The organism is Coleofasciculus sp. G3-WIS-01, assembly GCF_040223135.1.
Classification (GTDB): Bacteria; Cyanobacteriota; Cyanobacteriia; order Cyanobacteriales; family Coleofasciculaceae; genus Coleofasciculus.
The window spans coordinates 1-25356 of sequence record NZ_JAVJZI010000086.1; the positions used below are offsets into that span (position 1 = coordinate 1).

General features: G+C 46.6%; 33 protein-coding genes and 1 pseudogene. 4 read left to right on the plus strand and 30 right to left on the minus strand.

The annotated features are described in order from the left end of the window. Positions 1-197 precede the first annotated feature (197 nt). The 27 genes and pseudogenes from truA to rplC all read right to left on the minus strand — a co-directional run bounded on the left by truA (position 198) and on the right by rplC (position 15953). A complete protein-coding gene (truA, locus tag RIM23_RS08935) occupies positions 198-1034 on the minus strand; it encodes a tRNA pseudouridine(38-40) synthase TruA (protein WP_446366327.1) in 837 nt (278 codons plus the stop codon). A 9-nt stretch (positions 1035-1043) separates the two neighbouring features. Further along, positions 1044-1394 carry a 50S ribosomal protein L17 gene (rplQ, locus tag RIM23_RS08940; protein ID WP_446336569.1) on the minus strand — a complete coding sequence of 117 codons (351 nt, stop codon included), beginning with the start codon at positions 1392-1394 and terminating at the stop codon, positions 1044-1046. Between the two features lie 91 nt (positions 1395-1485). Next, positions 1486-2433 carry a DNA-directed RNA polymerase subunit alpha gene (locus RIM23_RS08945; RefSeq protein ID WP_446366329.1) on the minus strand — a complete coding sequence of 316 codons (948 nt, stop codon included), beginning with the start codon at positions 2431-2433 and terminating at the stop codon, positions 1486-1488. Between the two features lie 274 nt (positions 2434-2707). After that, positions 2708-3100 carry a 30S ribosomal protein S11 gene (rpsK, locus tag RIM23_RS08950; RefSeq protein WP_446336567.1) on the minus strand — a complete coding sequence of 131 codons (393 nt, stop codon included), beginning with the start codon at positions 3098-3100 and terminating at the stop codon, positions 2708-2710. A gap of 49 nt (positions 3101-3149) precedes the next feature. After that, positions 3150-3533, minus strand: a complete 384-nt coding sequence (gene rpsM / locus RIM23_RS08955) for a 30S ribosomal protein S13 (RefSeq protein WP_446366331.1) — start codon at positions 3531-3533, stop codon at positions 3150-3152. 59 nt (positions 3534-3592) lie between these two features. Further along, on the minus strand, positions 3593-3706 hold the full coding sequence (gene rpmJ / locus RIM23_RS08960) for a 50S ribosomal protein L36 (protein WP_015186054.1): 114 nt from the start codon (positions 3704-3706) through the stop codon (positions 3593-3595). 88 nt (positions 3707-3794) lie between these two features. Continuing rightward, the gene (gene infA / locus RIM23_RS08965) at positions 3795-4019 is read right to left on the minus strand and encodes a translation initiation factor IF-1 (RefSeq protein ID WP_006100613.1); all 225 of its coding nucleotides are present in this window, start codon (positions 4017-4019) and stop codon (positions 3795-3797) included. Positions 4020-4275: 256 nt separating this feature from the next. Further along, entirely contained in the window at positions 4276-4827 is a 552-nt protein-coding gene (locus RIM23_RS08970; RefSeq protein ID WP_446366333.1) for an adenylate kinase, read from the minus strand. A 169-nt stretch (positions 4828-4996) separates the two neighbouring features. Further along, on the minus strand, positions 4997-6343 hold the full coding sequence (gene secY / locus RIM23_RS08975) for a preprotein translocase subunit SecY (protein WP_446366335.1): 1347 nt from the start codon (positions 6341-6343) through the stop codon (positions 4997-4999). A gap of 243 nt (positions 6344-6586) precedes the next feature. Continuing rightward, positions 6587-7033, minus strand: a complete 447-nt coding sequence (gene rplO / locus RIM23_RS08980; RefSeq protein ID WP_446366337.1) for a 50S ribosomal protein L15 — start codon at positions 7031-7033, stop codon at positions 6587-6589. Between the two features lie 102 nt (positions 7034-7135). After that, positions 7136-7657 carry a 30S ribosomal protein S5 gene (rpsE, locus tag RIM23_RS08985; protein ID WP_446366339.1) on the minus strand — a complete coding sequence of 174 codons (522 nt, stop codon included), beginning with the start codon at positions 7655-7657 and terminating at the stop codon, positions 7136-7138. 24 nt (positions 7658-7681) lie between these two features. After that, positions 7682-8044 (minus strand): 50S ribosomal protein L18, encoded by a 363-nt coding sequence (gene rplR, locus RIM23_RS08990; RefSeq protein WP_446336561.1) that lies wholly within the window; start codon positions 8042-8044, stop codon positions 7682-7684. 2 nt (positions 8045-8046) lie between these two features. After that, on the minus strand, positions 8047-8586 hold the full coding sequence (rplF, locus tag RIM23_RS08995; RefSeq protein ID WP_446366341.1) for a 50S ribosomal protein L6: 540 nt from the start codon (positions 8584-8586) through the stop codon (positions 8047-8049). A gap of 61 nt (positions 8587-8647) precedes the next feature. After that, complete coding sequence (gene rpsH, locus RIM23_RS09000) at positions 8648-9049, minus strand: 30S ribosomal protein S8 (protein WP_446336559.1); 402 nt, start codon at positions 9047-9049, stop codon at positions 8648-8650. Positions 9050-9073: 24 nt separating this feature from the next. Next, positions 9074-9619: a 50S ribosomal protein L5 gene (gene rplE / locus RIM23_RS09005; protein WP_446336558.1), complete on the minus strand. Its 546-nt coding sequence runs from the start codon at positions 9617-9619 to the stop codon at positions 9074-9076. Positions 9620-9721: 102 nt separating this feature from the next. Then, positions 9722-10072: a 50S ribosomal protein L24 gene (gene rplX, locus RIM23_RS09010; protein ID WP_446361729.1), complete on the minus strand. Its 351-nt coding sequence runs from the start codon at positions 10070-10072 to the stop codon at positions 9722-9724. Next, positions 10072-10440 (minus strand): 50S ribosomal protein L14, encoded by a 369-nt coding sequence (gene rplN / locus RIM23_RS09015; protein ID WP_446336556.1) that lies wholly within the window; start codon positions 10438-10440, stop codon positions 10072-10074. Before rplN ends, rplX begins: the two co-directional genes overlap by 1 nt. Before the next feature lie 175 nt (positions 10441-10615). Next, positions 10616-10864 (minus strand): 30S ribosomal protein S17, encoded by a 249-nt coding sequence (gene rpsQ / locus RIM23_RS09020; RefSeq protein WP_446336555.1) that lies wholly within the window; start codon positions 10862-10864, stop codon positions 10616-10618. 159 nt (positions 10865-11023) lie between these two features. Further along, positions 11024-11248: pseudogene (gene rpmC / locus RIM23_RS09025) on the minus strand (50S ribosomal protein L29); the annotation flags it as partial. Between the two features lie 12 nt (positions 11249-11260). Further along, positions 11261-11674 (minus strand): 50S ribosomal protein L16, encoded by a 414-nt coding sequence (gene rplP / locus RIM23_RS09030; RefSeq protein ID WP_446336553.1) that lies wholly within the window; start codon positions 11672-11674, stop codon positions 11261-11263. Positions 11675-11757: 83 nt separating this feature from the next. Further along, entirely contained in the window at positions 11758-12483 is a 726-nt protein-coding gene (gene rpsC, locus RIM23_RS09035; protein ID WP_446366359.1) for a 30S ribosomal protein S3, read from the minus strand. Between the two features lie 59 nt (positions 12484-12542). Beyond that, positions 12543-12905, minus strand: coding sequence for a 50S ribosomal protein L22 (gene rplV / locus RIM23_RS09040; protein ID WP_446336552.1), 363 nt, complete (start codon positions 12903-12905; stop codon positions 12543-12545). 69 nt (positions 12906-12974) lie between these two features. Then, positions 12975-13250, minus strand: a complete 276-nt coding sequence (gene rpsS / locus RIM23_RS09045) for a 30S ribosomal protein S19 (RefSeq protein ID WP_446336551.1) — start codon at positions 13248-13250, stop codon at positions 12975-12977. 40 nt (positions 13251-13290) lie between these two features. Continuing rightward, positions 13291-14154: a 50S ribosomal protein L2 gene (gene rplB / locus RIM23_RS09050; protein WP_446361733.1), complete on the minus strand. Its 864-nt coding sequence runs from the start codon at positions 14152-14154 to the stop codon at positions 13291-13293. A 152-nt stretch (positions 14155-14306) separates the two neighbouring features. Continuing rightward, positions 14307-14609, minus strand: a complete 303-nt coding sequence (locus RIM23_RS09055; protein WP_446336549.1) for a 50S ribosomal protein L23 — start codon at positions 14607-14609, stop codon at positions 14307-14309. Then, on the minus strand, positions 14602-15234 hold the full coding sequence (gene rplD / locus RIM23_RS09060; RefSeq protein WP_446366343.1) for a 50S ribosomal protein L4: 633 nt from the start codon (positions 15232-15234) through the stop codon (positions 14602-14604). Before rplD ends, RIM23_RS09055 begins: the two co-directional genes overlap by 8 nt. 80 nt (positions 15235-15314) lie before the next feature. Beyond that, positions 15315-15953 carry a 50S ribosomal protein L3 gene (gene rplC / locus RIM23_RS09065; RefSeq protein ID WP_446366345.1) on the minus strand — a complete coding sequence of 213 codons (639 nt, stop codon included), beginning with the start codon at positions 15951-15953 and terminating at the stop codon, positions 15315-15317. Positions 15954-16541: 588 nt separating this feature from the next. Here rplC and RIM23_RS09070 point away from each other — a divergent pair. After that, positions 16542-16835 (plus strand): DUF6932 family protein, encoded by a 294-nt coding sequence (locus tag RIM23_RS09070; RefSeq protein ID WP_446366347.1) that lies wholly within the window; start codon positions 16542-16544, stop codon positions 16833-16835. Next, a complete protein-coding gene (locus RIM23_RS09075; protein ID WP_446366349.1) occupies positions 16832-17356 on the plus strand; it encodes a helix-turn-helix domain-containing protein in 525 nt (174 codons plus the stop codon). The genes RIM23_RS09070 and RIM23_RS09075 overlap by 4 nt, the downstream gene beginning before the upstream one ends. An 87-nt stretch (positions 17357-17443) precedes the next feature. Here RIM23_RS09075 and RIM23_RS09080 read toward each other — a convergent pair whose 3' ends face one another. Further along, a complete protein-coding gene (locus RIM23_RS09080; RefSeq protein WP_446366351.1) occupies positions 17444-18925 on the minus strand; it encodes a restriction endonuclease in 1482 nt (493 codons plus the stop codon). Between the two features lie 329 nt (positions 18926-19254). After that, positions 19255-19464 carry a hypothetical protein gene (locus RIM23_RS09085; RefSeq protein ID WP_446361748.1) on the minus strand — a complete coding sequence of 70 codons (210 nt, stop codon included), beginning with the start codon at positions 19462-19464 and terminating at the stop codon, positions 19255-19257. On the opposite strand from RIM23_RS09085, the gene RIM23_RS09090 reads away from it, so the two are divergent. After that, positions 19451-19657 (plus strand): hypothetical protein, encoded by a 207-nt coding sequence (locus RIM23_RS09090; RefSeq protein ID WP_446366353.1) that lies wholly within the window; start codon positions 19451-19453, stop codon positions 19655-19657. The genes RIM23_RS09085 and RIM23_RS09090 overlap by 14 nt on opposite strands. 261 nt (positions 19658-19918) lie before the next feature. Next, positions 19919-22549 carry a DNA gyrase subunit A gene (gene gyrA, locus RIM23_RS09095; protein WP_446366355.1) on the plus strand — a complete coding sequence of 877 codons (2631 nt, stop codon included), beginning with the start codon at positions 19919-19921 and terminating at the stop codon, positions 22547-22549. Positions 22550-24004: 1455 nt separating this feature from the next. On the opposite strand, the gene RIM23_RS09100 is transcribed toward gyrA, so the two are convergent. Next, the gene (locus RIM23_RS09100; protein ID WP_446366357.1) at positions 24005-25225 is read right to left on the minus strand and encodes an RNA-guided endonuclease InsQ/TnpB family protein; all 1221 of its coding nucleotides are present in this window, start codon (positions 25223-25225) and stop codon (positions 24005-24007) included. Positions 25226-25356: the final 131 nt, after the last annotated feature.

The window sequence follows — 25356 nt, forward strand, 5'->3', positions numbered from 1 at the left end:
ACGCCTGAAGGGTTGCCTCTAAGAAGGCAACTTGTTCAAGCGTTGGTTGGAGTTTTACAACTATCGTGAGAACTTGTTTCATAGCTAAATTATACGACCTAGTGGGACAGGGATTGAAAATACTTCGGGGATTGACCCCTCCTATTTTCCGCTATCCCCCTACCCCTTACTTCGTTGAAGGGGTAGCCCCTCGCGATTCAGGTGGGCGTCTCGGTCGGCAACATAAACTTCGGCTGAGTATCAAACCAAGTTCTTGGCGGAAACGGCGAGTTTTGGTAACCCACTCGTAACAAGCACAGACCCTTTGCTGGCGCCGCATATTTGATTTGCTCCCGCTGTTGATTCACCCACAGTTGAGTAAACTCTTGGGGATGAAGTTTGCCCCGCCCTACCTCTACCAGCATGCCGACGAGTAGCCGCACCATGCCGTATAAAAATCCATCCGCCTGAATTTCAATATGAATAAATGAACCATTTCGGTAACATTGGGTGTCCTGAACCGTGACCCAGGAATGCTTGCGTCCGGAGTTAGCCCGGTGGAATGCCGCCAAGTGGTGTTTGCCCCGTAGCGGATTAAGCGCCTCCTGAATCCGATGTTCATCTAAGGGAGCCTGATAGTAATGCCAACTAAACGGTCGCACAAAAAGGTTAGGACAAGCGTCTGTATAGATACTGTACCGATACCGACGCCAAATCGCCGAAAAGCGAGCATGCCAATTCGCGGGTACGGGGGCTGATGTCCGAATCAGGATATCCTCCGGTAGTCGGCTATTCAGCAGGGGCATCCATCGTTCACCGGGAATCGGACGACTACTGTTAAAATGTGCCACTTGGGCAGCGGCATGAACGCCTGTATCAGTACGCCCTGCAGCGTGTAAGGTTACAGGTTTTCCTTCGACGGTGGACAGAACTTGCTCAATGTCCCCTTGCACCGTGCGATGTTGAGGCTGTCGTTGCCAACCATAGAACTTTGTCCCTAGGTATTGAATCACTAGGGCGATGCGTTGAGTTGGCTTAGCCTCGCGATCGGACATAACTTGAGTTCAAACCAGCTCGATAATTGCCATTTCCGCATTATCCCCACGACGGCGCAGGGTTCTGAGTACGCGAGTATACCCACCGTTACGATTGCCATAGCGATCATTCACCCCTTCAAACAAGGCATGAACTAACTGCTTGTCGTAAATATAACCCAAGGCTTGACGGCGAGATGCTAGGGAGCCATCTTTTGCCAAGGTAATCATTTTTTCCACTTGGGAGCGCACGGCTTTTGCCCGTACTTTGGTAGTAGTGATTCGACCATGACGAATCAACTCCGTAGCGAGGCTTCTGAGCAGCGCTCGGCGCTGGTCCGCTGGTTTCCCCAGTTTGGGTACTCGACGACGATGACGCATTTTCTTTTATTCCTCTACAGTCCCACAACAATGAACAATTTCTCAATCCAATGGCTAATCGTGTTGACGATTAGCCATTTATTCTCAATCCTTAAGTTGGTTTAGCCGATTTTTCATGGGGCAATGTAATCCCCAAGCGTTTTTGCAAGGCGTCTATGACTTCTTCGGCAGACTTTTGACCAAAGTTCTTGATTTCTAGGAGATCCTCCTGGCTATAATCTAATAAGTCAGCAACGGAGTTAATTTGCGCTCGCTTGAGGCAGTTATACGCCCGCACCGACAGTTGCAGTTCTTCAATCGGAATTTGGCTGGTTGGATCTTCATCGACCGGACCTCCCACTGGCTCTGGCTTGAGCTCGATATCTTTCAGGGGATTGAACAAATCCACAAGAAGGCTAGCGGCTTGACTCAGTGCTTCCTGGGGTGACAAGCTGCCATTAGTCCAAACATCTAAAATTAAACGGTCTTTTTCCAGGGAACCGTCAACACGAGTATCCTCAACGCTGTAGTTAACCTTGGTTACTGGCATGAATACGGCGTCAAGTTGCAGGAAATCAACCGAGGATGTTTCATCACGACCCCGTTCTACAGAGCGATATCCTTTTCCTCTTTCGATACGGAACTCCATTTCCAGTTTGGCTCCGTCGGCTAGAGTCGCAATATACTGACCCGGATCAACAAATTCTACGTCCGACGGTAAATCAAACTGAGCCGAGCGCACGGTAGAAGGTCCAGTGATCATGACTCGACCAATATGGGGTCCAGGTGTATAGCTTTTGAGGACGACTTCCTTCATATTCAGGAGAATTTCTAGAACATCCTCTCTGATTCCCTCAATGGTGGCAAACTCATGATTGACTCCAGCAATCCGCACAGCGGTAATCGCTGTACCTTCTAGGTTAGACAGGAGAACCCTTCTCAGGGCGTTGCCAACTGTTGTACCTTGACCGCGTTCGAGAGGTTCTAGGACAAATTTGCTATATTGACTTTGATTCTTTAGTGTTTTGGATTCTACGCACTCAATCTGAAACTGCGCCACGGAGTGACCTCCCTCCTTTAATTCATAGGACCCCATCAAAAGCACTCTTGCTAATACTTTTGAAATTCTGTTGCGCCTAACCCACAATTTGGTACAAGTGGCAATAAGCAAAGTATCAGTGGTTGGTCGGCATAACTTCCTCAATGCTGACACTTGATTCTGTTGTCGAGTCTAGACCGATAAGGGGCAAGCCGACTTGAAGGTTTCATTGAGATGCAAACTGAATTAAACCCTTGGTTTGGCTTACCCAATTTCCTATCCCGATTTCCCGTTCCTAGACACGACGTCGTTTAGGAGGACGGCAACCATTATGAGGAATTGGCGTGACATCCCGAATCAGGGTAATTTCTAGTCCTGCCCCTTGCAGTGCGCGAATAGCCGTTTCTCGACCTGCACCAGGACCACTGACCATTACCTCAATTTGCCGCATTCCTTGGTCAATGGCTCGGCGGGCGGCATTATCAGCAGCGGTTTGAGCCGCAAAGGGGGTGCCTTTCTTAGCGCCCTTAAAGCCACTTGATCCCGCTGACGCCCACGAAACCACATCGCCTCTAGTGTCAGAAATAGTGACGATGGTATTGTTGAAGGTAGACTGGATGAATGCCATTCCATTAGGAACGTTTCGTTTCTGCTTTTTTGTACCAGTTTTTTTAGTTGGTCGCGCCATATCGCTTTATTTGGCTATCTTAGTGATGGGTGTGAACTGAATAATTGTGTTACTTCTTCGCCGGTGCTTTTTTCTTCCCAGCAACGGCAATACGTCTACCACGGCGGGTACGGGCATTAGTGCGGGTTCGTTGACCGCGCACCGGTAACCCTTGGCGATGGCGACGCCCACGATAGGTGCCAATATCGACGAGACGCTTGATATTCATCGATTCCCAGCGCCTTAAGTCTCCCTCGACTTGATAGTCGCCCTCTACCACTGATCGCAGATTGGCTACCTCAGCATCGCTTAAATCCTTGACTCGGGTATCCGGATTAATGCCCGTTTTACTGAGAATTTCTTTGGAGCGAGATAGCCCAATTCCGTAGATGTAGGTTAGACCAATTTCTATTCGTTTATCCCGAGGTAGGTCTACACTGGCAATTCTTGCCACGGTATTTTTCTCCCTTTTGTTGGTTTTGTGCTACAAATGATTCTTATAGAGTCTGTAGATTACCCCTGACGTTGCTTATGTTTGGGGTTTTGACAAATAACCATTACTCGACCACGGCGTCGAATAACGCGACATTTTTCACACATTTTGCGGACTGATGCTCTAACCTTCATTGGCTTTTTTAGTTACAACGCAAGCATATTATCATATCATGTTTTTGGGCTAAAGTCAAATTTTCGCTGAAATTAGCCATAACGATTGTTATTTTTTGCGAAGGCGGTAGGTGATTCGACCTTTGCTCAAGTCATAAGGGGTCAGTTCAACTTTGACCCGATCGCCCGGTAAGATTTTGATGTAGTTGCGGCGGATTTTGCCGGAGATATGGGCAAGGACGTTGAAGCCGTTATCCAAGTCAACCCGAAACATGGCGTTCGGTAAGGATTCGGTTACCGTCCCTTCCATTTCAATTAAGTCTTGCTTAGCCAATTTTGTCGTTCCTCAATACTATGGGTCACTAAGTTCCCCTCCACACAGATAGAGATTTGTCCAGGGAGTGTTAACATATTTTATCAAAATCCGCCCTCAAACGGCTTTTTTACTTGGTTAGTGTTAAGAAAAGTTGTGTCCAAATTAATGAAAGCCTTAGAAATAGTAACGACTTCAGCGAGAGGAGAACATCCGTCAAAAGTGAGACGGGGTTCCTTTTCCGGCTTTGGCATTGATGACTTAACTCCTCAAGATTTCAGGACATCACCTGCTTGAGAGAGTCGGTAACCTCGTCCATAGCTCTATCCCCATCAATCTCGCGTAAGATTGAGCGATCGCGGTAAAACTCAATCACCGGTGCCGTCTGTTGGCGGTAGACTTCTAGGCGTCGCCGAATCGTCTGCTCATTATCATCTTGGCGTCCCCGTGAGAGTAAACGTTTCAGGATTGATTCATCGGAGACATCCAAATAAATAGCATAATCGCAGCGCTGATCAAGATCCTGAAGCAGATTTTCCAGAAAAGCCCCTTGGCTGACATTGCGCGGAAACCCATCCAAAATCCAACCTGCTTGAGTATCAGGTTGCTGGAGGCGATCGCGAATTAGATCCAGAATCAATTCATCTGGCACCAACTCGCCTCGATCCATATAAGACTGCGCCTTTTGTCCGAGTGGTGTAGATTGGGCGATCGCACTCCGTAGAATCTCCCCGGTAGATATGTGAGGAATCTGATAAAGCTGAGCGATTAGCTGAGCTTGTGTTCCTTTTCCTGCCCCTGGTGGTCCTAAAAAAACTAATCGTGTCATTGGCTATTTGTCTTATGTCTTATGTCTTATGTCATTCGTCCTTCGTCCTTTGTCAATTTGATGGGATCAAGGGGGTTCTCAAGTTAGCTCTAAATTCTCAATCGCCCCCCCAATTTAGGTACAATCAACAATGAACAAAGGAAAAGTCACCAATGACCTAGCAGAAATTTTACTGCTTAACCATACCCTCGTAACGCTGTGAAATTACGTATGTTTGAACCTGTTTTGCCGTGTCAATTGCCACACCGACCAAAATCAGTAACGAGGTAGCCCCCAGCCCTCTAAACGTAGTCACTCCCGTCGCACTTTCCACAGCCGTTGGCACAACCGCTACCAGCCCCAGGAAAATGGCACCCAAAAACGTCAACCGATTCAGCACTCGCTCAACATAGTCACTTGTGGCTTTACCTGGGCGAATTCCCGGAATACTCGCTCCCATTTTCTTCAAATTCTGCGACATATCAACCGGATTCACGATCAACGACGCATAGAAGTAGCTGAAAAAGAGAATTAACACCAGATAAACCAGTACATACAGCCACGGCGTCGGACCATTGGGACTGATATAAAGTGCCACCTGATTTACCCCTTGGAGAATTGAGTCCAAAACTCCTTCACTATTACCACCGCGAGCAAAGCCAGCTAGGGAAGTGGGTAGAATCAAAACCGCTGAGGCAAAGATAATCGGCATTACCCCACCTTGGTTCAGTCGCAGGGGCAGATAACTCGTCCGTTCCCGATAGAGGCGACGCCCAACTTGTCGTCTTGCCGAAATAATCGGAATCCGGCGTGTTCCCTCCTGAACAAAGACAATCCCGACAATCATCACCAGGAAAACCAGGAGCAAAATGACCACCTTACCTGCCATATCTCGCCCCCCCGTCTGTGCCAACTCAATAGTTTGACCCAATGTCCGGGGCAGAACTGCCACAATATTGACAAAAATCAACAAAGATGCACCGTTACCAATCCCGCGTTCGGTAATCACTTCCGAAAGCCACATAACGAACATTGAGCCAGCCGTGATTGCCAGCACAGTTTCCACAAAGAAGAGAGTTCCCGGATTTGTGGCAAACTGGCTAGCAAATATTGCCAGACCCACACTTTGCAATATTGCCCAACCGAGGGCGACATAACGGGTAATCTGAGAAATTTTTCGGCGTCCTGCTTCCCCTTCATTCTTCTGCAAATTTTCCAGAGTGGGGATAGCTGCAGTCAGCAACTGTAAGATAATCGACGCATTAATATAGGGCAAGATTCCCAGGGCAAAAATTCCCAAAGCCGAGAATCCTCCCCCAGAGAAAAAATCTAAAATGCCAGCGATGGGAACGTTTCCACTTTGGATAGCTGTTGAAAGTTGTTCCCGATCAATTCCTGGTACAGGTAAAAAGACACCAAACCGGGCTAGGATCAACAAACCGATGGTCAAAAGCAACCGACCTCTAAGACCGGCAGCTTGTGCCATCTGCATAAATGTTTCTTGAGCCGTTGGAGCTTTGTCTCGACTGACGACCATAAAGGGGTACCTCCAGATGACACAGTGTTGACCTCTCCCTGGTATAAATAAACAGGGATTCTAATAGGATACTTCGGAACCAATTAAAATCGCGTCCCTTCGGATCTTATTAGAGTTCCAGATCAATAACCTGGATAGCGCGGTCAAAAACGCCCTACAGACCTTGGTTAGATCAAGACCTAACTGTATCTCTACTTTTCTCAAACTATTAGCAGCACCATTACCCGCCAACCCTAAAAAAAGTTACGCAATCACTTCACAACTTCCGCCAGCCGCCTCAATTTTTTGGCGAGCGCCCGTCGTGAAAGCAGCGGCTTTAACGTTTAGCGATACATTCAACTCCCCATCACCCAGAATTTTCAACGGTCCGTCGTTAGTGGTGACGATACCCGCTTCCATCAGTGACGGTAAAGTCACCTCTGTACTGGCAGGGAGCGATGCTAACTTACCTACATTTATCGTAGTGTAATGTTTTGGGTTAATTACCGTAAAGTGTTTTAGTTTAGGTAAGCGGCGATACAAGGGCATCTGACCCCCTTCAAACCCCGGTCTTGTACCCCTACCCGATCGCGACTTTTGACCCCGCATGCCAAAGCCACAGCTAGCCCCTTGACCTGCGCTAATCCCGCGACCAACACGACGACGACGTTTCTTTGCACCTTCTTGGGGTGCTACAGTATGGATTCTCATAATTTAGCTCGTGAAACTCAAAACTCTCTCATTTAGGGCGGGTTTTGGACAAAGGTTACTATTCATGGCGAAAAGCGAGTCCCTAAACCCGCCCCTACACAATCAGACATAGAGCTTCTCCACCTCAACCCCACGTTCTTGAGCCACTTCAGCAAAAGTTCGCAGAGAATCTAGGGCGTTAATAGCAGCTCTAGCATTATTCAAGGGATTATTAGAACCCAATTGCTTGGCTAAAATATTGCGAACCCCTGCCAATTCCAAAACCGTCCGCACTGCACCCCCAGCAATTACCCCTGTACCGGGTGCCGCGGGTCGCATCATCACCTTAGCACCGACAGCCGCCCCATTAGAGGGGTGAGGAATGGAATTAGACTTGGTTAAGGGAACGTCGATGATTTGCTTTTTGGCATCGACAACCCCTTTACGAACAGCGCCAATTACATCACTGGCTTTGCCCACACCAACGCCCACTTGACCGCGCTCGTTGCCTACCACAACAATGGCACGGAAACTTAATTTTTTACCGCCTTTAACCACCTTGCTAACTCGACGGATTTGAATAACCCGTTCTTGCCAGGTGCTTTCTTTTTCTTTAGCGCGGCTACTTTTGCGACGATTTGCCATAATTTAAATTTTGATCTACTTATTCTAGAAGTCTAACCCAGCTTCACGCGCCGCTTCTGCCAAAGCTTTCACACGACCATGATAAAGGTTTCCTCCCCGGTCAAAAACAACCTGAGATATGCCTTTTTCCAGCGCTCGCTGGGCAATTAACTGACCCACTTTAGTCGAGGCGTCACAGGTGGCACCTGATTGCAACTCTGACTTCAGTCCAGGTTCTAGAGTAGAAGCCGCCACTAGGGTATGTTGCTGATCATCGTCAATAATCTGCACATAAATGTGCTGATTTGATCGAAAAACCGCCAATCTAGGACGTTCAGAACTACCTTGGACTGTCCGGCGAACGCGCCGATGTCTACGTCGGACTGATTGTTTACGAGTAAGTTTCATTGTTACTTCTTACCTGCTTTACCAGCTTTACGTCTAACCATTTCACCGACATAGCGAATGCCTTTCCCTTTATAAACTTCAGGGGGACGCACCGCCCGAATTTTAGCCGCTGTGTTGCCGACGATTTCTTTATTTATCCCGCTAACAATTACGTTAGTATTCCCTTCAACCGCTAGCTGCACGTCTTGGGGAGGGACAATTTCCACGGGTTTACTGTACCCCACATTCAGAATCAGGTTACGTCCTTGAACTTGGGCGCGATAACCGACCCCTTGAATTTCTAGACGCTTCTGAAAGCCTTGGGAAACCCCTTCTACCATATTGGCAACTAGGGTGCGAGATAATCCGTGGCGCTGACGGGCAAGTCGGGATTCATCCCGTCGTCGCACTTGAATTGTTTCTCCTTCTTGTTCAACTGTGACTTGTTTCGGCAGAACTCGTTGGAGTTCTCCTTTGGGTCCTTTTACAGTAACCTGTTGACCGTCAATGGTCACGGTCACTTTATTCGGAATTGTTATTGGGCGCTTGCCAATACGCGACATAATTTTATCCTCCTTACCAGGCAAAAGAATTTTCAGGTTTAAGAGGCTGATTTAAACAGCGCTACCAGATGTAACACAGCACTTCCCCACCGATTCCCTGTCGTCGGGCTTCCCGGTCTGTCATGATGCCACTGGACGTGGAAATAATCGCAATTCCAATACCACCGAGAACTCGCGGTAATTCCTTGCGGTTTTTGTAAACCCTCAGACCTGGTTTACTCACCCTTTTCAGCGCTCTGATAATGGGTTGGCGAGTTTTTCCTTTGTATTTCAACGAAATGACTATGTATTTTTTTACCCCTTCCCCAGCTTCTTCAAAATCGGCAATAAAGCCTTCTTCTTTTAAGACATGGGCAATCGCCCGTGTCATTTTTGTTGCTGGGACATTTGTGGTTTGATGCCGCACCAAGCACGCATTCCGAATGCGGGTCAGCATATCTGCAATTGTGTCGTTTGCCGCCATTATTTCCTTCCTATACTTACAGGCTTATTTCTCCCGGAAAGGCATTCCCATCTCTTTGAGTAAAGCGCGACCCTCTTCATCGGTGTTTGCGGTTGTGATAATTGAAATATCCATGCCACGAATTTGATCAATACGGTCGTAGTCTATTTCCGGGAAAATCAGTTGTTCTCGGATGCCTAAGGTATAGTTACCGCGACCGTCGAAACTGCGGGGGCTGATCCCGCGAAAATCGCGAATTCGTGGCAAGGCTAAGTTAATTAAGCGATTCAAGAACGAGTACATCCGTTGCGATCGCAGGGTTACCATTATCCCCACAGGCATTCCTTGGCGGATTTTAAATCCCGCGATCGCTTTTTTGGCACGGGTAACCACGGGTTTTTGACCTGTAATGGTCGCCAGTTCACTCAATGATGATTCGAGTGCTTTAGCATTTTGAGATGCCTCTCCTAATCCCCGGTTGACGGTTATTTTGATCACACGGGGGACTTGATGGATGTTTGTATACCCAAACTGTTCTTTAAGTTTGGGAACAATTGTTTCTTGATAGAGTGTTTTCAATTGGTCAGACATGGTGGTTATTCTTCTTTCCCTGGGCTTGGTCAGGGGCTATTTTTATTGATCCTTTGTCCTTTGTTTTTTTTCATTACCACAGAAAACGATTGACCAAGAAATTTAGTCAATAATTTCACCTGTTTTCTTCAGCATTCTTACCTTTCGTCCATCCTCCGTCAAGGTGTAACAGATCCGACTTGCCACCTTTTGCTTATTAGAATAAAGCATGACATTGGAACTGTGAATCGGAGATTCAACGGTCACAATTTGACCCGTTTCCCCTTCTTGCTGAGGCTTGACATGTTTGGTTTTGACATTCACGCCTTTGACGATAACCTTGCTAATCTTAGGTAATATTTGCAGAATTTCTCCTACCTTACCTTTATCGTGACCACTAATCACTTGCACAGTGTCACCTTTTTTGATGTGCATTTTGTAACGCACAGGCGCATTTTTTGTCTTTTGAGCCATTAGAGTACCTCCGGAGCCAAGGACACAATTTTTGTGTAATTTCTGTCCCGCAGTTCTCGCGCCACAGGACCAAATACACGAGTTCCTCTAGGATTGCCATCGGCGTTAATAATCACAGCAGCGTTATCGTCAAAGCGAATACTCATCCCGCTTTCCCGACGCAATCCTTTGCGAGTGCGGACAATAACTGCCCGAACCACGTCGGACTTTTTGATTGCCATGTTAGGAATCGCATCCTTAACCACAGCAATAATCACATCACCAACACTGCCGTAACGCCGATTTCCAGAACCGAGGACGCGGATGCACATCACTTTACGCGCACCGCTATTATCAGCCACATTTAAATACGTTTGTTGTTGAATCATGGGATTTCTACTCTTTAAGAGTTATGAGTTGTGAGGCACCTAGGGGCTCTTTTCACTATGATCGTTTCTCACCTGACCCAGATTTGACTCGTGCCCCCGACCGAGTATGCCAGCATTCGAGAGAATTCCAAACCCAAAACCAGGTTCCCTCGAGGTCGCGTTGGGTCAAAACTCCTTAAGTTGAGGCACTATTAAGAATTTCCGTAACCTGCCAGCGTTTCGTGCGACTCAGAGGTCGTGTTTCTTGAATGCGGACGCGATCGCCTTCTTGGCAGCGATTTTCTTCATCGTGTGCCTTGTATCGCTTGGTATTGACAACGATTTTGCCGTATTTCGGGTGGGGCGATCGATTTTCGACAGCAACAACTACGGTTTTATCCATTTTGTTGCTCACCACCAAACCAACTCGTTCTTTAACTGCCATCGCGGTTTACTCCTCTTCTTTTGCCTCAGACTCAGATGGTGAGGATTCAGGGGGGACTTCAGTCGCCTCGGGTTGACTAACCGACTCTTCTACCTCGGCTTGAGGGGGTTGAGTCGTGGCTGTAGCGGTTGTCGCTACAGGGGCTGAATCGCTCACCATTGGTGGGGTTGTCTCTTCAGAAACTGCTGCCAATTGCCGTTCTTGCGCCACCGTCATCATCTGAGCAATACGATGTTTCAGATGCTTAAACTGATGGGGTTTTTCTAAGCGGCGGGTTGCTTGTTGCAACCGCAGTTCAAATAGCTCACGCTTGGCAGCTACAATTCCATCCGCTAATTCTTGATCGCTTAACGTTCTGGCGTCGTCTATTTTGGACAAAGGCATAACGTATACTACTTATTCCCCTTCACGGGTAATGAACTTCGTTTTAATGGGAAATTTGTTCGCCGCTAGACGCATGGCTTCGCGGGCAAGGGGTTCGGACACCCCAGCGATTTCATACAGAACTCGACCCGGCTTAACCACAGCCACCCAATATTCAGGTGACCCTTTCCCTGAACCCATACGAGTTTCAGCGGGGCGCATGGTCACAGGTTTATCTGGAAATACTCGAATCCAGATTTTTCCACCCCGACGAATATAGCGAGTCATCGCTCGACGACCGGCTTCAATTTGACGGGCAGTAATCCAGGATGGTTCGATCGCTTGCAATCCAAAATCCCCAAAATTGAGGGAGTTACCGCGAGTCGCTTGACCTCTCATCCGCCCACGCTGCTGTTTGCGGAATTTTGTTCGTTTAGGACTTAACATAGTTATTTTGGTCCGTTATCAGTTAGTCGTGGTTGTTTATCCTTTGCCCGTTGTCACCTCACCTTTGGACTTTGGACAAATAACTACTCATTGGAACGATCTTCAAATTGCTGGCGACGCCGTTGTTGACGGCGACGGGGTTGCGCTGTCGCTGGTGGGGCGACTTCTTCTGTAGACGGAATGATTTCACCTTTGAAAATCCAGACTTTCACACCCAGAATCCCATAGATGGTACTAGCGGTACGGTAGGAGTAATCAATATCCGCTCGTAGGGTATGCAAGGGAACTCGACCTTCACGAGTCCACTCCGTCCTCGCAATTTCAGCGCCATTTAGGCGACCACTGACTTGCACTTTGATCCCTTGGACATCTGCCCGTTGCGCCCGTTGAATGGCTTGACGGACAACTCGACGGAAGGACACACGGCGTTCTAACTGTTGGGCAATGTACTCAGCAATTAGCTCCGCATCGGCATCCACCCGGGCGACTTCAATGACATTGATGCGAATTTGACGATTACTCCCCAAAAGGTCTTGTAGACCTGTACGCAAGGATTCAATGCCACTCCCGCCACGACCAACCACGACACCGGGTCGAGCTGTATGGACTTCTAAATCAATTTGATCGGCTTTGCGTTCGATCCGAATTGTAGAAATTCCGGCGTTACTCAGGTTCTTTTCGACGTATTGTCGGATGATGTAGTCCTCTTGCAGGACTTCTGGGTAACGCTTGGTATCAGCAAACCAACGGGAGCGATGCTCTTGAGTGATACCTAAGCGAAAACCAATTGGATGAATTTTTTGTCCCACGAATCCTTCCTTTACGTTGTATTTGTCCGTTGTCAATCGTGATCATTGATGATGATTGACTAGTCCTCAACTTGAGGTGAAACCGCCACCGTGATATGACAGGTTGGCTTGCGAATCTGATAAGCTCGACCTTGGGCTCTGGGGCGATAGCGCCTAAAGCTTGGTCCCATATCGGCAGAGGCATGGGTGATCACTAAGTTTGCCGGATCTAGACCCGCATTATGTTCGGCATTCGCCACGGCGGATCGTAGGACTTTCAGCACAGGTTCGCACGCCCGGTAAGGCATAAATTCCAGAATAATCAGGGCTTCACGGTAGGAACGCCCACGAATCTGATCGAGAACCCGCCTAACTTTAAAGGGGGACATGCGAATATAACGTGCGATCGCTTTGGTTTCTGCTGTTGTATCTATTGTCGCCATAGTTTTTGTGATCTCTAATGGGCAAGAGCGAGAGTCAACCTGCCAACTCCTCAAACGGCATTTTACCGATTAACGCGCCCGGCGATCGCCCTTGGAATGACCGCGAAAGGTGCGAGTTGGGGCAAATTCGCCCAGTTTATGCCCCACCATCTGCTCATTGATAAAAACCGGCACATGGGTTCTCCCGTTATGAACGGCGATGGTGTGACCCACCATTTGCGGCAAAATGGTTGAGGCGCGTGACCAGGTTTTAATCACCTGCTTTTCGCCTTTACTGTTCAAAGCTTCAATCTTACTCAGAAGACTGTCGGCAATAAATGGACCTTTTTTTAAAGAACGACCCATAATCTAAACGTGGTTAATGGTCAATAATTGAATGCAAGCGTTAAGCCTGACGTCCACCCCGTCCTCGCTTCGAGGATTTGCGCCGACGGCGGACAATTAAAGAGGTACTTTGTTTTTTCGGTTTGCGAGTTTTAGCTCCCAAAGTGGGTTTCCCCCATGGTGTGACTGGACCGGATCTACCAATAGGCGCTCTGCCTTCACCACCACCGTGGGGGTGATCCACCGGGTTCATGACACTTCCTCTCACTTTGGGACGGCGTCCTAAGCGACGGCTACGACCGGCTTTACCTAAACTTAGGTTACGATCCTCGCTATTCCCGACCTGGCCAATAGTGGCATAGCAGTTCCGCCGCACCAGGCGAACTTCCGTGGAGGGTAACTTCAGGGTGACATAGTTCCCTTCTTTGGCGACGACTTGGGCGCTAACCCCAGCCGCGCGGACGATTTGACCGCCTTTTCCAGGCACAAGTTCCACGTTATGGACGCTGGTTCCTAGAGGGATATTGCTCAGAGGTAAAGCGTTGCCAACTTCAATGGGAGCATCGGGTCCAGAAATTACGGACGCCCCCACTTCTAAACCAGCCGGATGCAGAATATAGCGTTTTTCGCCATCTTGATAGTAAAGCAGGGCAATCCGGGCGTTCCGGTTGGGGTCATATTCAATGGCTGCTACTTTAGCCGGAATATTGTGCTTGCTCCGGTGAAAGTCGATGATGCGGTAGAGGCGCTTGTGTCCACCACCACGGCGCCGACTGGTAATCACGCCCCGATTATTGCGACCTTTGGGACGGTGATTGGATGTAGTTAGTGATTTTTCTGGTTCACTGCGGGTAATCTCAGCAAAGTCTGAGATGGTCACCTGGCGGGTACTAGGTGTATAGGGTCTATAACTACGAGTTCCCATAAAACTATCCTTTATTTGTCTTTCGTTATTTCAAACTCGGTCGGGGCGGGTTTATTTGCATCGGGGTTGGGTCAAAAACGATAGTTGTGAAACCCGCCCCTACATCCATAAAACCAGATCCCTTGAGCCTAGCGCCTTGAGTCAACCTTGTTTTATACCTCTGGGAACAGCGTAATCGAGTCTCCAGAAGCTAAGGTGACAATTGCCCGTTTGTACTGGGGCTTGTAGCCGACAAATTTGCCGACGCGACGCTTTCTGCGAGGTGGCATTAAGGTGTTGACACCAGTAACTTTGACATCAAAAAGGCTTTCTATTGCTGCTTTGATTTCAGGTTTAGTGGCTTTGGGAACAACATCAAAGACGTATTTGTTATCTTCTAAGAGCAACGTGGCTTTTTCAGTAACAATTGGGCGAATCACCATGTCTGCCAATTCGCCGGGGTTGGATTTAATCACTGTAAACCTCCTGGATTGTGGCAAGGGCTGTATTGGTGGTGACGATTTTGTCTGCTTCTAATACGTCGTAGACATTTAAGCTGTTTGCATAAATTAGCTTAAGGCTTGGTACATTACGCGCTGACAAATAAACCTGCTGTTCCGGTTGGGGTAGAATTAACAGGACCTTTTGATTTGGATCAATTCCCCAACGCGCGATCGCATCCAGCAAGTCTTTGGTTTTAGGACGGGTCAATTGATCGGCAAAATCTTCGACGACAATCAGATCCGCAGATCGACTCTGCAATGCTGTTCGCAGTGCCAAGCGCCGCTCTTTGCGGTTCATCTTCAGGCTATAGTCTCTGGGCTTGGGACCAAAGATGACGCCCCCTCCTCGCCACAAGGGTGAGCGGTTTGAGCCAGCCCGAGCGCGACCGGTGCCTTTTTGCCGCCACGGTTTACGTCCGCCACCTCTAACTTCAGCGCGGGTTTTCGTTGATGCTGTTCCTTGACGAGCATTAGCCTTTTGTCTAACTAATGCTCGATGAACAATGTGAGACGCACTATCTTCTTTAGCAACTTTCAGCTCCAGGGTTGCTTGTCCCACTTCTTCCCCTTGCCAGTTTCGTACTATACAATCGACCATAGTTTTTAGTCCTTAGTCTTTATTCTGGTTGTTCAAGATTCATCGGTGGGCATCAACAATGAGCCATGAACCCTGAATAACTATTTCCCGACTTTATTTGTGGGTGCAATGTTTAAAAGCGCTCCTGGCTTACCGGGAACTGCCCCTTTAATAATCAGCAGGTTCCGTTCTACGTCTACGCGCACCACTTGTAATTTGCGAATGGTCTGACGTTTACCGCCATAACGACCTGCCATTTTCTTCCCAGGGAAGGTACGACCGGGCGTTGTTCCGGCACCAGTGGAACCGGGTAGGCGGTGGTTTTTGGAACCATGCGCCATGGGTCCGCGCTTAAAGTTATGGCGTTTTTGATAGCCAGCAAAACCACGACCAATGGTCTTTCCAGAGATATCGACCAGTTGACCCGCACTAAATATTTCTACGTTTACAACTTGACCAAGTTGGAATTCGTCGTCCGTGCTATCTAGGCGATATTCACGCAGGTGACGTAAGGGGGGAGCCTCGGACTTGGCTAAATGCCCCTTTTCTGGCTTATTAACTGCCTTTTCTTTAACTTCGTGATAGCCCAGTTGCACAGCACTGTAGCCATCCGTTTGCTTGGTTTTGATTTGAGTCACCCGACAAGGACCCGCTTGAACGACTGTGACAGGAAGGGCGCGTCCTTCCTCGTCAAAGACTTGGGTCATGCCGAGTTTCGTGCCGAGGATACCGACAGACACTGGCTTCTCCTTTCTAGACGGTACAGCGAGGCAAATTTGGCGTGGATTCACTTGTGAATCCGCTAGTGCCTCAGCAGGTTATCTTCCTGACTAATCGACAGGGATTTCCTCTGATTGAGGTTAATTCTTGCCTGGTTAGTTGTGGAAATTTGGGTTAGTACTGACTAACCGCGTCGCCTTTGAACGCTGGGACTTAAGGTGTTATCTCCTTAGTATCCCCACGAGGCGCAGTGCAAGTGCCAAAGATCAGAAGCTGCCACTACAAGAGCTATCTGGCTTTTTTATCTGAGTTCACTCTAGTTCTACTGTAGAACTAGCATACCTCAACTTGGTGGTTTGACTTGATCAATCCAAGACCACAGCTTCTGTTGACCTAAGTTGCGATCGAGTAAGTTCGCGATCGCGCAACTGGCAATTTGGTCACAATTGCTCAGTATAGAATAATTCCCTAACTTTGTCTAGGAAATTGGCGACAAATTTATCCATCCGAGTCAGCTCACCTCGAAAGCCGCACGCTCATTCACAATCCGGGGAACCCGCCAACCCGCCATGCACCTGGTCTAAGCCTCCACCTTAAATGGTACGCTCATGTATATCAATGGCAGCTTTATTACCATCAAAGCAGACCCAGGGGATTTCGATGCCTGTGATGCCTGTTGGGATAGAGAAGAGGTAGATATAGACTATCTCAGAATTCATGCTCCTCGATTACTGAATCATTATGACCGTGCTGGACAGAAAGCTAAATATGGAGGTGAAATCTTTCCATCCGACCAACCCATCGGCAATTACGGAATGGATTCTTTTGAATTATTTCAGCAAGATAGAAAGTACAATAAAAAAGGGATTATTGCCATAGATTTAGTGAGGTGTAGCTTATGATTAAAGATGAAAAAAAGTATACAGTTACTCAGGGGCTTATCGGAGAATTTGAAAAATCTATAGCCGCAACAGAGAGGGATGAAGCCAGGAAAACAAATGACCCTGACGGCTGGGAGCTGATGAGAAGTTCATTACAATCTCATCTCGATAAATTAAAAGCAGAAATCGCTGAATATGAAAGACTTACATCTCATGATCGCCACAGCCCTATCGTACTGAAGCTCGACGATCTTGACTATTTACCGCAAATTTTAATTAAAGCGCGTATGGCGGCTAAACTCAGCCATCAAGAACTAGCGAACTTAGCTGGACTGACGGAAGAGCAAATCAAACGCTATGAAGGTAATGATTACGAAGATGCCAGTTTCCTGGATGTCAGATTTGTGATTGATGCCCTAGATATTAAAATTCAAAACGGGGAGTTTTTAATTCCTTTAGATACGCTGAGAAGAACCCCGATTACTAAAGAAGAATTGCTAGCCTCTCAGACAAGAAACCGGGAGCCAAGCCATAGAACTTGAGAGTGTTAGATCTCAACATTTCGCACGTCAAGTTGTAGTATGCAAAGTAGTACGTAAATACAATTTAGAATCGAGATATAGCTGCTTCTAATATTTACTGAAGTATCTATATTTAATTTCTGGATGCTTTGCTAAAAAGCGTTCTATTTCTAGCCGAGACCACTCATCTGTTTCAATACTTGTCTGGTCAGCAATTGCTTCTAACTTGTCATATAGTGCAGAGTCGATAACACCGCTGGTCATTACACAAAATCCGCCTGCTCCATACTGAGCCACTGTATCAGAAACGTCAGTAAGCTTTTTCTTTGTGAGCGAACTTCCATCTTTAATTAACTTACACTGTACAATCCATTTAACAGAACTCTTACCAGCACGAGTCGGAGTATTAAATGTTATGTCTCTACCACCATCACGGGAACGAGACTTGCCCATTTTTTTTATGTTTTTCCCAGGTTTATAATAAGTATAAATAATATCATAACAAAGTTCTTCAAATTTCTCATCATCAAGCGTATTCCAAGGACATGCTATTTCAGTTGGTTTTCCAACTATTATTCTGAAATATTCATATGTTTTCGATAATAGGGTAAGATACTCTGCTAAAATTTCATGTTTTAGTTTTTTATGAGTGTCATTGAAGAAAATATATTGAGCTACATTGTCGCATAATATCAAGACCTCTCCTTCTCTCGATAAAAATATTTTATTTATTCTTCCTTGTATATCTTCAATATAAATACCTTCTCCTAATTGTATTACAGTTTTAAGTGTATCGAGTATTTGTTTCTTTGAAACTACAGAGCTGTTATTAATCAAAAAATCTTCAGTCCAAATATCCTTGGCACATTTCTGTGCATCATATAATCTTTCTTGTGGAAACCTGACAACACTTGTATCGTTAAAAACGATTGGATGAAGATTCATAACTGATAAGTATTGTGCTTCTTCTAGGGGAAACAATTCACTTTTACATCCACCAAATTTACTTAGTAAAGTTTCTGCATTAACTCCCAAGGGAAGTATCCAGCAATGTCCAGATACATAGAAATCATAACCGATATTATTACTGGCAAATGATTTCCAAAATTCATGACGACGTTCAGGATATTTGCTCTGTAATTCTTTTACTTCTTCATCACTTAAACATAAATCACATTCCCCTGCCACAATATTAGCCATATATCCATCAGCTATTTCCGGAAAATAAAGCTTCCTTGTTTCTAGAGATTCCGCAAAATCATCGTATATTTCTTGAAATTCGATATCTTCTTCAGAATCTTCTTCAAAGGGTGTTGCTAACCAAAGAAGCTTCGTTGTTAATTCAGTTAAATTTTTGGGTACAAATAAAAACTCAATTAAATGACCTTGCTCGTTAGCAACAATTGATTCACAAAATTCAGCTATATTTTCTCCAATAAACAATGCCCATAGGTAATCAGATGCCCAATCCAGATTTGAGTTCCCACCACTAATTGAGACGGAAAACACAAGGTTATTATTGGTATTATGCAGACTATTGTACAGATCAACAAAAGTCATTTTTTGAATTTTTGGTATCGTCAATTTCATAGTTTAGGTACTAATCAATAAATTGAATAATTTTGCCGAAGTTATTCCGGCTGATTTCCAGAGGCTATTTAATACCAATATCAGAATTACTATTCCATCTCAAACTGAGGTGTCATTCGTCGGAAAAATAGCTTTTACGAGGGAAAAATCTTCTACGGTAAAAGTAGAAGAACCAAAATTAGTTGCTGTCTCTAAGCGTTTTTAAGAGTAAGAAGTTGCCGTGAGATATGATTTTATACTCTACCTTCACGTTAAATCTGTTTAATTATATAGAAGATGTTTATGGGCGCACGTCGGTGCGCCCCTACGAATCATGTTTATAATGCTCACTATTTTTTGGCTAGATCAGGAATAACTAACATAAAAAGAATACCGAACACAATAACCGCAATAGCTTGTTCTGTGGTCAGTAGATTGGGTCTTACCAGATACAAGACAGCAAAGGCAAGCAACCCAATTGTCAGATTCCGAGACATCAGTCCGGGCGCTACTAGGGTGGCAATGATGCAAAACGCGATTATAGCAATGGCTACTTCCATGATTCCTGTTTCCTTGTTTCGGGTAATTACAGGGCGTTTAGCAAGGCAGAAAGCCCAACCGATCGCCTACTATCAATCAGCCGTTACCTGTGACCCGATTCCTCATGGACAAGCCCTGCCTGTTTCTGTCGGGCTGACTTGTGTACAGATCTCCCTGTACGCCACAGGGTACGAGTTATACGAGTTAACGTAACTCTAAACTATCTCAAAACCGCTCATAAGTCAGTAGTGAGTAACTGCTCATCTTGACTTTACGCGATCGCACCCCCCCGAAAACAGGTCTATCCCCTACCCCAATAAGGCTTTCCCTGACTCCGAGTCCGGGTAAACTTGTGTTAAAATATTAAAAGAAAGTAGCACATTTTAGCAACTATTTGGGTTAAACATAGCGGTTTAGCTCTCTTTTTGCGCTTTTTTTGCCTAAATCCTGAATTTTTATGGAGTTTTTCGTTCTATGAGTACCTCCCAGGAGCGGATTGTCCCGACAAATCTTCGCAGCGAAATGTCTAGGTCATACCTAGAATATGCCATGAGCGTCATCGTGGGTCGGGCGCTACCCGATGCGAGGGATGGACTCAAGCCAGTACACCGGCGGATTCTCTATGCAATGCATGAACTGGGACTCAGCCCAGATCGCCCCTTCCGGAAATGCGCCCGTGTTGTGGGTGAAGTCTTAGGGAAATATCACCCCCACGGCGATACAGCAGTGTACGATGCCTTAGTTCGCATGGCGCAGGATTTCTCCATGCGATCGCCCCTAATTAACGGACATGGTAACTTTGGCTCGGTGGATAATGACCCACCAGCGGCAATGCGTTACACAGAATGCCGCTTGCAATCCTTAGCCACAGATGCCCTACTCCGGGACATTGAGTCGGAAACCGTCGATTTCCTGGATAACTTCGATGGATCACAACAAGAACCCATCGTCCTCCCCGCCCGGGTTCCCCAGATACTCCTAAATGGATCATCGGGTATTGCCGTTGGTATGGCAACCAATATCCCTCCCCATAATTTGGGTGAATTGGTGGATGGCTTAGTCGCCCTCATCCATAACCCAGAAATCACCGAAAAAGAATTGATGCGGTATATTCCCGCCCCTGACTTTCCCACAGGCGGTCAAATCTTGGGCAGATCTGGCATCAAAGACGCCTACACCACCGGGCGCGGCTCAATCACCATGCGGGGTGTGGCGCAAGTTGAAACCATAGAACACCGGGGACGCCCTGATAAAGAAGCGATTATTGTCACGGAACTGCCCTACCAAACCAATAAAGCGGCACTGATTGAAAAAATTGCCGAACTGGTGAATGATAAGCGCATTGAAGGCATTTCGGATATTCGGGATGAAAGCGATCGCCAGGGAATGCGGATAGTGATTGAACTGAAGCGGGATGCCTATCCCCGTGTGGTTCTCAATAATCTCTACAAGCAAACTCCCATCCAAAGCAATTTTGGTGCCAACATGCTGGCATTAGTTGGGAATGAACCCCAACTATTGACCATCAAACAGTTCCTCGAAGTCTTCCTCGAGTTCCGCATCGAAACAATTACCCGGCGCACCCAATACGAACTTCGCAAAGCCGAGGAACGGGATCATCTGTTGCAAGGGTTACTCATTGCCCTGGATAACTTAGATGCGGTAATCGCTGTAATTCGGGCTGCTGCTGATACGGCGATAGCCAAGAGTCAATTAATTGACCAATTTGGACTTTCTGAAGCTCAAGCTGATGCCATTTTGCAAATGCAACTGCGACGCTTGACGGCATTAGAAGCCCAGAAAATTCAAGCGGAACACGAAGAGTTACAAGTTCGCATTGCGGATCTGCAAGATATTCTGGCGAATCGACAGCGCATCCTAGAAATTATCGAAACCGAAGCGCTTCAGATCAAAACCACCCATGGTACACCTCGCCGCACGGTGATTCAAGAGGTGGAAGGGGAACTAGATGATATTGACCTAATCGCCAATGAAAAAGCGATAATTTTAGTCACGGAACAAGGGTATATCAAACGGATGCCCATTCACTCCTTTGCTGCCCAAGCTCGGGCAACCCGGGGCAAAGCCGCCGCCCGGATTAAGGAGGATGACGGGGTTGAGCATTTCCTGAGTTGCTGTGATCACGACACCCTACTATTTTTTAGCGATCGCGGTGTGGTTTACTCCCTACGCGCTTACCAAATCCCCGCCACATCTCGTACCGCCAGAGGGGTACCGATCGTGCAAATGCTGCCGATTCCCCACAATGAAAAAATTACCTCGGTTGTACCGGTTAGTGAGTTCACCGATGATGTGTATTTGGTGATGTTAACCCGCAAAGGGTATATCAAAAAAACGGCGTTGGATGCCTTTAGTAATATCCGGGCAAATGGTTTAATTGCCATTTCTCTAGGTGAGGGCGATCAACTGCGCTGGGTGCGTCTATGCCGAGCTGAAGATAGTATTATCATTGGTTCGAGTAAGGGCATGGCAATTCATTTTAAAGCCGATCATGACCAACTCCGTCCCCTGGGTCGGGCTACACGGGGGGTTAAGGCGATGAAGCTGCGCTCTAAGGATGAGTTGATCAGTATGGATATTATCCCGGCTCAAGTTGTGGAGAGACTGATTGCTACAGCCGATGAAGAGGCGGAAATGGAAGACGATACCAGCCGCAGTGATGAACTCAATGGGGAAGACGATACCAGCCGCAGTGATGAACTCAATGGGGAAGAGATTCACGAAACCGCCGGTCAAGGACCCTGGGTTTTGGTGGTTACCACCGGCGGTTTAGGCAAGCGAGTGCCAGTGTCTCAATTCCGACTGCAAAATCGCGCCGGAATGGGATTAGTGACGATTAAGTTCCGCCATAGCAAAGATAAACTCGCCGCGTTGCGGGTGGTGAATGAAGGGGATGAATTGATGGTGGTGACGATGCGAGGCATTATTATTCGCCAAGCCATTGATGCTATTTCCCCTCAATCCCGAATGGCGACAGGGATACGAGTACAACGCTTAGATGAGGAGGATGCGATCGCAGCGGTGGCGTTAGTTCCTCTATCCGGTTCGGAGGAAGAAGCTGAAGCATTGGATGAAGCGTTGTAGCCTCCATTAGGAAACAGGGAACAGCTGGTGCGATCGCTGTTTTCTACCTCTAATACCAAATCCGCCTTTGGAACCCCTTTTTTGCCCTGGCGACTAGAAGTCGCAGCTACACAAACTTTCGTCCGCCTGCGCGGACTAGCTTATAAAGGGGGTGGCTAACCCGGATTTGGTATAAGAGAGAAAAACCTGAACTATAGCAACCGCCATAGCTGTTAGGACACATCATTTATGTAGAGACGTTGCATGCAATTATGTAGAGACGCGCCATGGCGCGTCTCTACAAGGGTGCCTTTGTCCTAATCGATGTGTCTACTATAAATTTATTAATTTTGCTGGAAATGCTAAAACAACAGCAGCATTTCAGTTTTACTGACTGAGTGATTTCCTCATCTTGGTGATTCTCTGTGGAGTTGCACTGAATTCAAATTTCAGTTGCCTTGCTCCCCATTCACTATCTTAGGAAATATCAGCGTCTAAATGGTGTGCTGCTGCTGTTTTTAGGTGAGACAGATCGGTTGATTTAGCCAGCGTTTTTACCTCTTGATTTAAATCTAAACGTTGCTTTTGTATCTGTCCAGTGAAGCTTTATTTGCTTCATAGTTCTACTTTACCACTTTTGATTTAAAGGACAAGGTAATGATACATAAGTTTACTTTTATGGGGAGAAATGTTAACTTAGATTACTGTGTTCACGATTCAGACATCCTTGAATTTAATCTAGGATCAGAGTTTTCCTTCTAGCGATCGCACACACAAAGCAGAGGGCGACCTGATCAAATTGAATGGACGAGAATTGTTAGTTAATGCCAGAGAGTCGCCCCTACCAAAAATGAAATGCACTTGGAGCGTTTTCTCTATTAGTCTTGGCTGAAAATGCTAAAACAACAGCAGCACTTCCGATTGACTGGCTGAGCGATTTCCTCATCTTGATGATTCTCTGTGGAGTTGCACTGAATTCAAGTTTCAGTTGCCTTGCTCCCCATTCACTATCTTAGGAAATATCAGCGTCTAAATGGTGTGCTGCTGCTGTTTTTAGATGAGACAGATTAATTAATTTAGCCAGCGTTTTTACCTCTTGATTTAAATCTAAACGTTGCTTTTGTATCTGTCCGGTGAAGCTTTATTTGCTTCATGTTTTTACTTTACCACTCTCAAATTGAAAAACCAGTAAATGATATGTAAGTTAACATTTCTCCGGAAAATATTAACTTAGGTTACGATTATGGGCGGTGATTGAGAGGAGGCAATCATCCGGGACAAAGTTAAAACAGGATTAATTTGAGCCGTTGAGTCTTTGGATTAAGCGAAAATACTTAGAAGCGTTTTGCCCAACATCTGATCGAACAAAGGCAGAAGGTTCCCAGACAGATAGTAGAAGGGATTTATCCTGATGTTCATTAGGCTGTACTTATATACCGATCCCCCCTGCATTGGCAAATAAACTACCCAGACCTGCTAAGAGCTGAGGTCTGGGTTTTTAGTAGCCCTGAAGTCATCGAACAAGCTAAGCTGAACATACTTAATAGTTCGGCTTAGCTTGCACGATAACCCCGTGCCTCCAGGCTGGTTTATAGACAGCCCCACAAGTGCAATATTATTGGCTCCATTAAAGTCGGCATCTCCATGCCAACCACAATGCCCACACCTGAAAGTCTTGCCACTACGGTAAGACTTTCCTTTTACCGGGTGAATGTGTAGGCAATTGTGACACATTTGGGAAGTATAGGCAGGGGGGATTGGGATAACTTGAACACCAGCGCCAATAGCTTTGTACTCAATGAACATTCGCAGTTGATAAAATGCCCACGAATTTGAGCGTCTACGTTCCGCCTTGCTTCTGGGTTGCTCGTTGGTTCTCTCCCTAATTCCCGTAAGGTCTTCTATAGCAATAGAGGCACTATACTCAACTGCTCGTCTGACCACCGATTTGGAGATGTTGTGATTGAGCCATTGCTGGTAGCGTCTCTCTCGTCCCGACAGCCGTTTCAGGATTTCTCGACATCTACGCCGAGTTGTCCTCGTGCCTTTCGAGGCTTTTTTCTGGAGAGACGCCCTAACTTGATAAAACTTATCTCGTACTGACTGAATGTGCAATCCGTCCCACTTTTTGCCCTCTGATGTAACTGCAATGTCGCGCCGCCCTAAGTCAATGCCAATTACCTTGTCGGCAATTGGCGAGTCTTTTGCATCGTCTTTGATTTGGATGTGCAAGTAGAAGTGACCATCACGGTGTTTGCATAGTTGAGCAGAAGTCGGGTTTCTCTGTTTGAGTTTTCCTCTTTGGTAGTTGCCGACTTTTAATTCAACTCGCTCTCTACCGTGAGTAGTTGCAAGGCTTACCGTCCAATCCTGTTCGCGAAACCGAAACAAGTCTTTGTCACAGTCCATGCTGCTTGGGGCAAATCTTTTAACAGGTTTGCCTTTCTGCTTGGCTACCTTGCGGTTGGCAGCTACACGCGCACAAGCCCTAACAGCCATGTTGGCGACCAAGTTGAATTTTTTCTTGATGGTTTGGTAGACTAAGGACTGGATAGCAATTTTGTTGGTCAGCTTAGGGTTTGTGTTTTCGTTCACGTAGTTACAAGCGTCCGCAAACGCCTGAAGAGTTGCCTCTAAGAAGGCAACTTGTTCAGGAGAGGGCTGGAGCTTTACAACTATTGTGAGAACTTGTTTCATGGCTAAACTATACCACTACATGGGATAGAAAGAGAGAGATTGAAAATACTTCGGGGATTGACCCCTCGCATTTTCCGCTATCCCCCTACCCCTTACTTCGTTGAAGGGGTAGCCCCTCGCGATTCGGGTGG

Bases quoted from the DNA above. Each gene is read 5' to 3' on its own strand.
- rpsK (WP_446336567.1), bottom strand. From the start codon at position 3,100: ATGGCGCGACCAACTAAAAAAACTGGTACAAAAAAGCAGAAACGAAAC.
- rplB (WP_446361733.1), bottom strand. From the start codon at position 14,154: ATGGGAACTCGTAGTTATAGACCCTATACACCTAGTACCCGCCAGGTG.
- RIM23_RS09080 (WP_446366351.1), bottom strand. From the start codon at position 18,925: ATGAAATTGACGATACCAAAAATTCAAAAAATGACTTTTGTTGATCTG.
- secY (WP_446366335.1), bottom strand. From the start codon at position 6,343: ATGGTCGTCAGTCGAGACAAAGCTCCAACGGCTCAAGAAACATTTATG.
- rplV (WP_446336552.1), bottom strand. From the start codon at position 12,905: ATGGCGACAATAGATACAACAGCAGAAACCAAAGCGATCGCACGTTAT.
- rplN (WP_446336556.1), bottom strand. From the start codon at position 10,440: ATGATTCAACAACAAACGTATTTAAATGTGGCTGATAATAGCGGTGCG.
- rplO (WP_446366337.1), bottom strand. From the start codon at position 7,033: ATGAGAATCCATACTGTAGCACCCCAAGAAGGTGCAAAGAAACGTCGT.
- RIM23_RS09070 (WP_446366347.1), top strand. From the start codon at position 16,542: ATGTATATCAATGGCAGCTTTATTACCATCAAAGCAGACCCAGGGGAT.
- rplQ (WP_446336569.1), bottom strand. From the start codon at position 1,394: ATGCGTCATCGTCGTCGAGTACCCAAACTGGGGAAACCAGCGGACCAG.
- RIM23_RS09085 (WP_446361748.1), bottom strand. From the start codon at position 19,464: ATGGAAGTAGCCATTGCTATAATCGCGTTTTGCATCATTGCCACCCTA.
- rplD (WP_446366343.1), bottom strand. From the start codon at position 15,234: ATGGTCGATTGTATAGTACGAAACTGGCAAGGGGAAGAAGTGGGACAA.
- rplR (WP_446336561.1), bottom strand. From the start codon at position 8,044: ATGAAACTTACTCGTAAACAATCAGTCCGACGTAGACATCGGCGCGTT.
- rplX (WP_446361729.1), bottom strand. From the start codon at position 10,072: ATGGCTCAAAAGACAAAAAATGCGCCTGTGCGTTACAAAATGCACATC.
- gyrA (WP_446366355.1), top strand. From the start codon at position 19,919: ATGAGTACCTCCCAGGAGCGGATTGTCCCGACAAATCTTCGCAGCGAA.
- RIM23_RS08970 (WP_446366333.1), bottom strand. From the start codon at position 4,827: ATGACACGATTAGTTTTTTTAGGACCACCAGGGGCAGGAAAAGGAACA.
- rpsE (WP_446366339.1), bottom strand. From the start codon at position 7,657: ATGGCAAATCGTCGCAAAAGTAGCCGCGCTAAAGAAAAAGAAAGCACC.
- rplP (WP_446336553.1), bottom strand. From the start codon at position 11,674: ATGTTAAGTCCTAAACGAACAAAATTCCGCAAACAGCAGCGTGGGCGG.
- rplE (WP_446336558.1), bottom strand. From the start codon at position 9,619: ATGTCTGACCAATTGAAAACACTCTATCAAGAAACAATTGTTCCCAAA.
- rpmJ (WP_015186054.1), bottom strand. From the start codon at position 3,706: ATGAAGGTTAGAGCATCAGTCCGCAAAATGTGTGAAAAATGTCGCGTT.
- rpsS (WP_446336551.1), bottom strand. From the start codon at position 13,250: ATGGGTCGTTCTTTAAAAAAAGGTCCATTTATTGCCGACAGTCTTCTG.
- rplF (WP_446366341.1), bottom strand. From the start codon at position 8,586: ATGTCGCGTATTGGCAAGCGCCCAATAACAATTCCGAATAAAGTGACC.
- rpsH (WP_446336559.1), bottom strand. From the start codon at position 9,049: ATGGCGGCAAACGACACAATTGCAGATATGCTGACCCGCATTCGGAAT.
- rpsQ (WP_446336555.1), bottom strand. From the start codon at position 10,864: ATGGCAGTTAAAGAACGAGTTGGTTTGGTGGTGAGCAACAAAATGGAT.
- RIM23_RS09100 (WP_446366357.1), bottom strand. From the start codon at position 25,225: ATGAAACAAGTTCTCACAATAGTTGTAAAGCTCCAGCCCTCTCCTGAA.
- RIM23_RS09075 (WP_446366349.1), top strand. From the start codon at position 16,832: ATGATTAAAGATGAAAAAAAGTATACAGTTACTCAGGGGCTTATCGGA.
- RIM23_RS09090 (WP_446366353.1), top strand. From the start codon at position 19,451: ATGGCTACTTCCATGATTCCTGTTTCCTTGTTTCGGGTAATTACAGGG.
- truA (WP_446366327.1), bottom strand. From the start codon at position 1,034: ATGTCCGATCGCGAGGCTAAGCCAACTCAACGCATCGCCCTAGTGATT.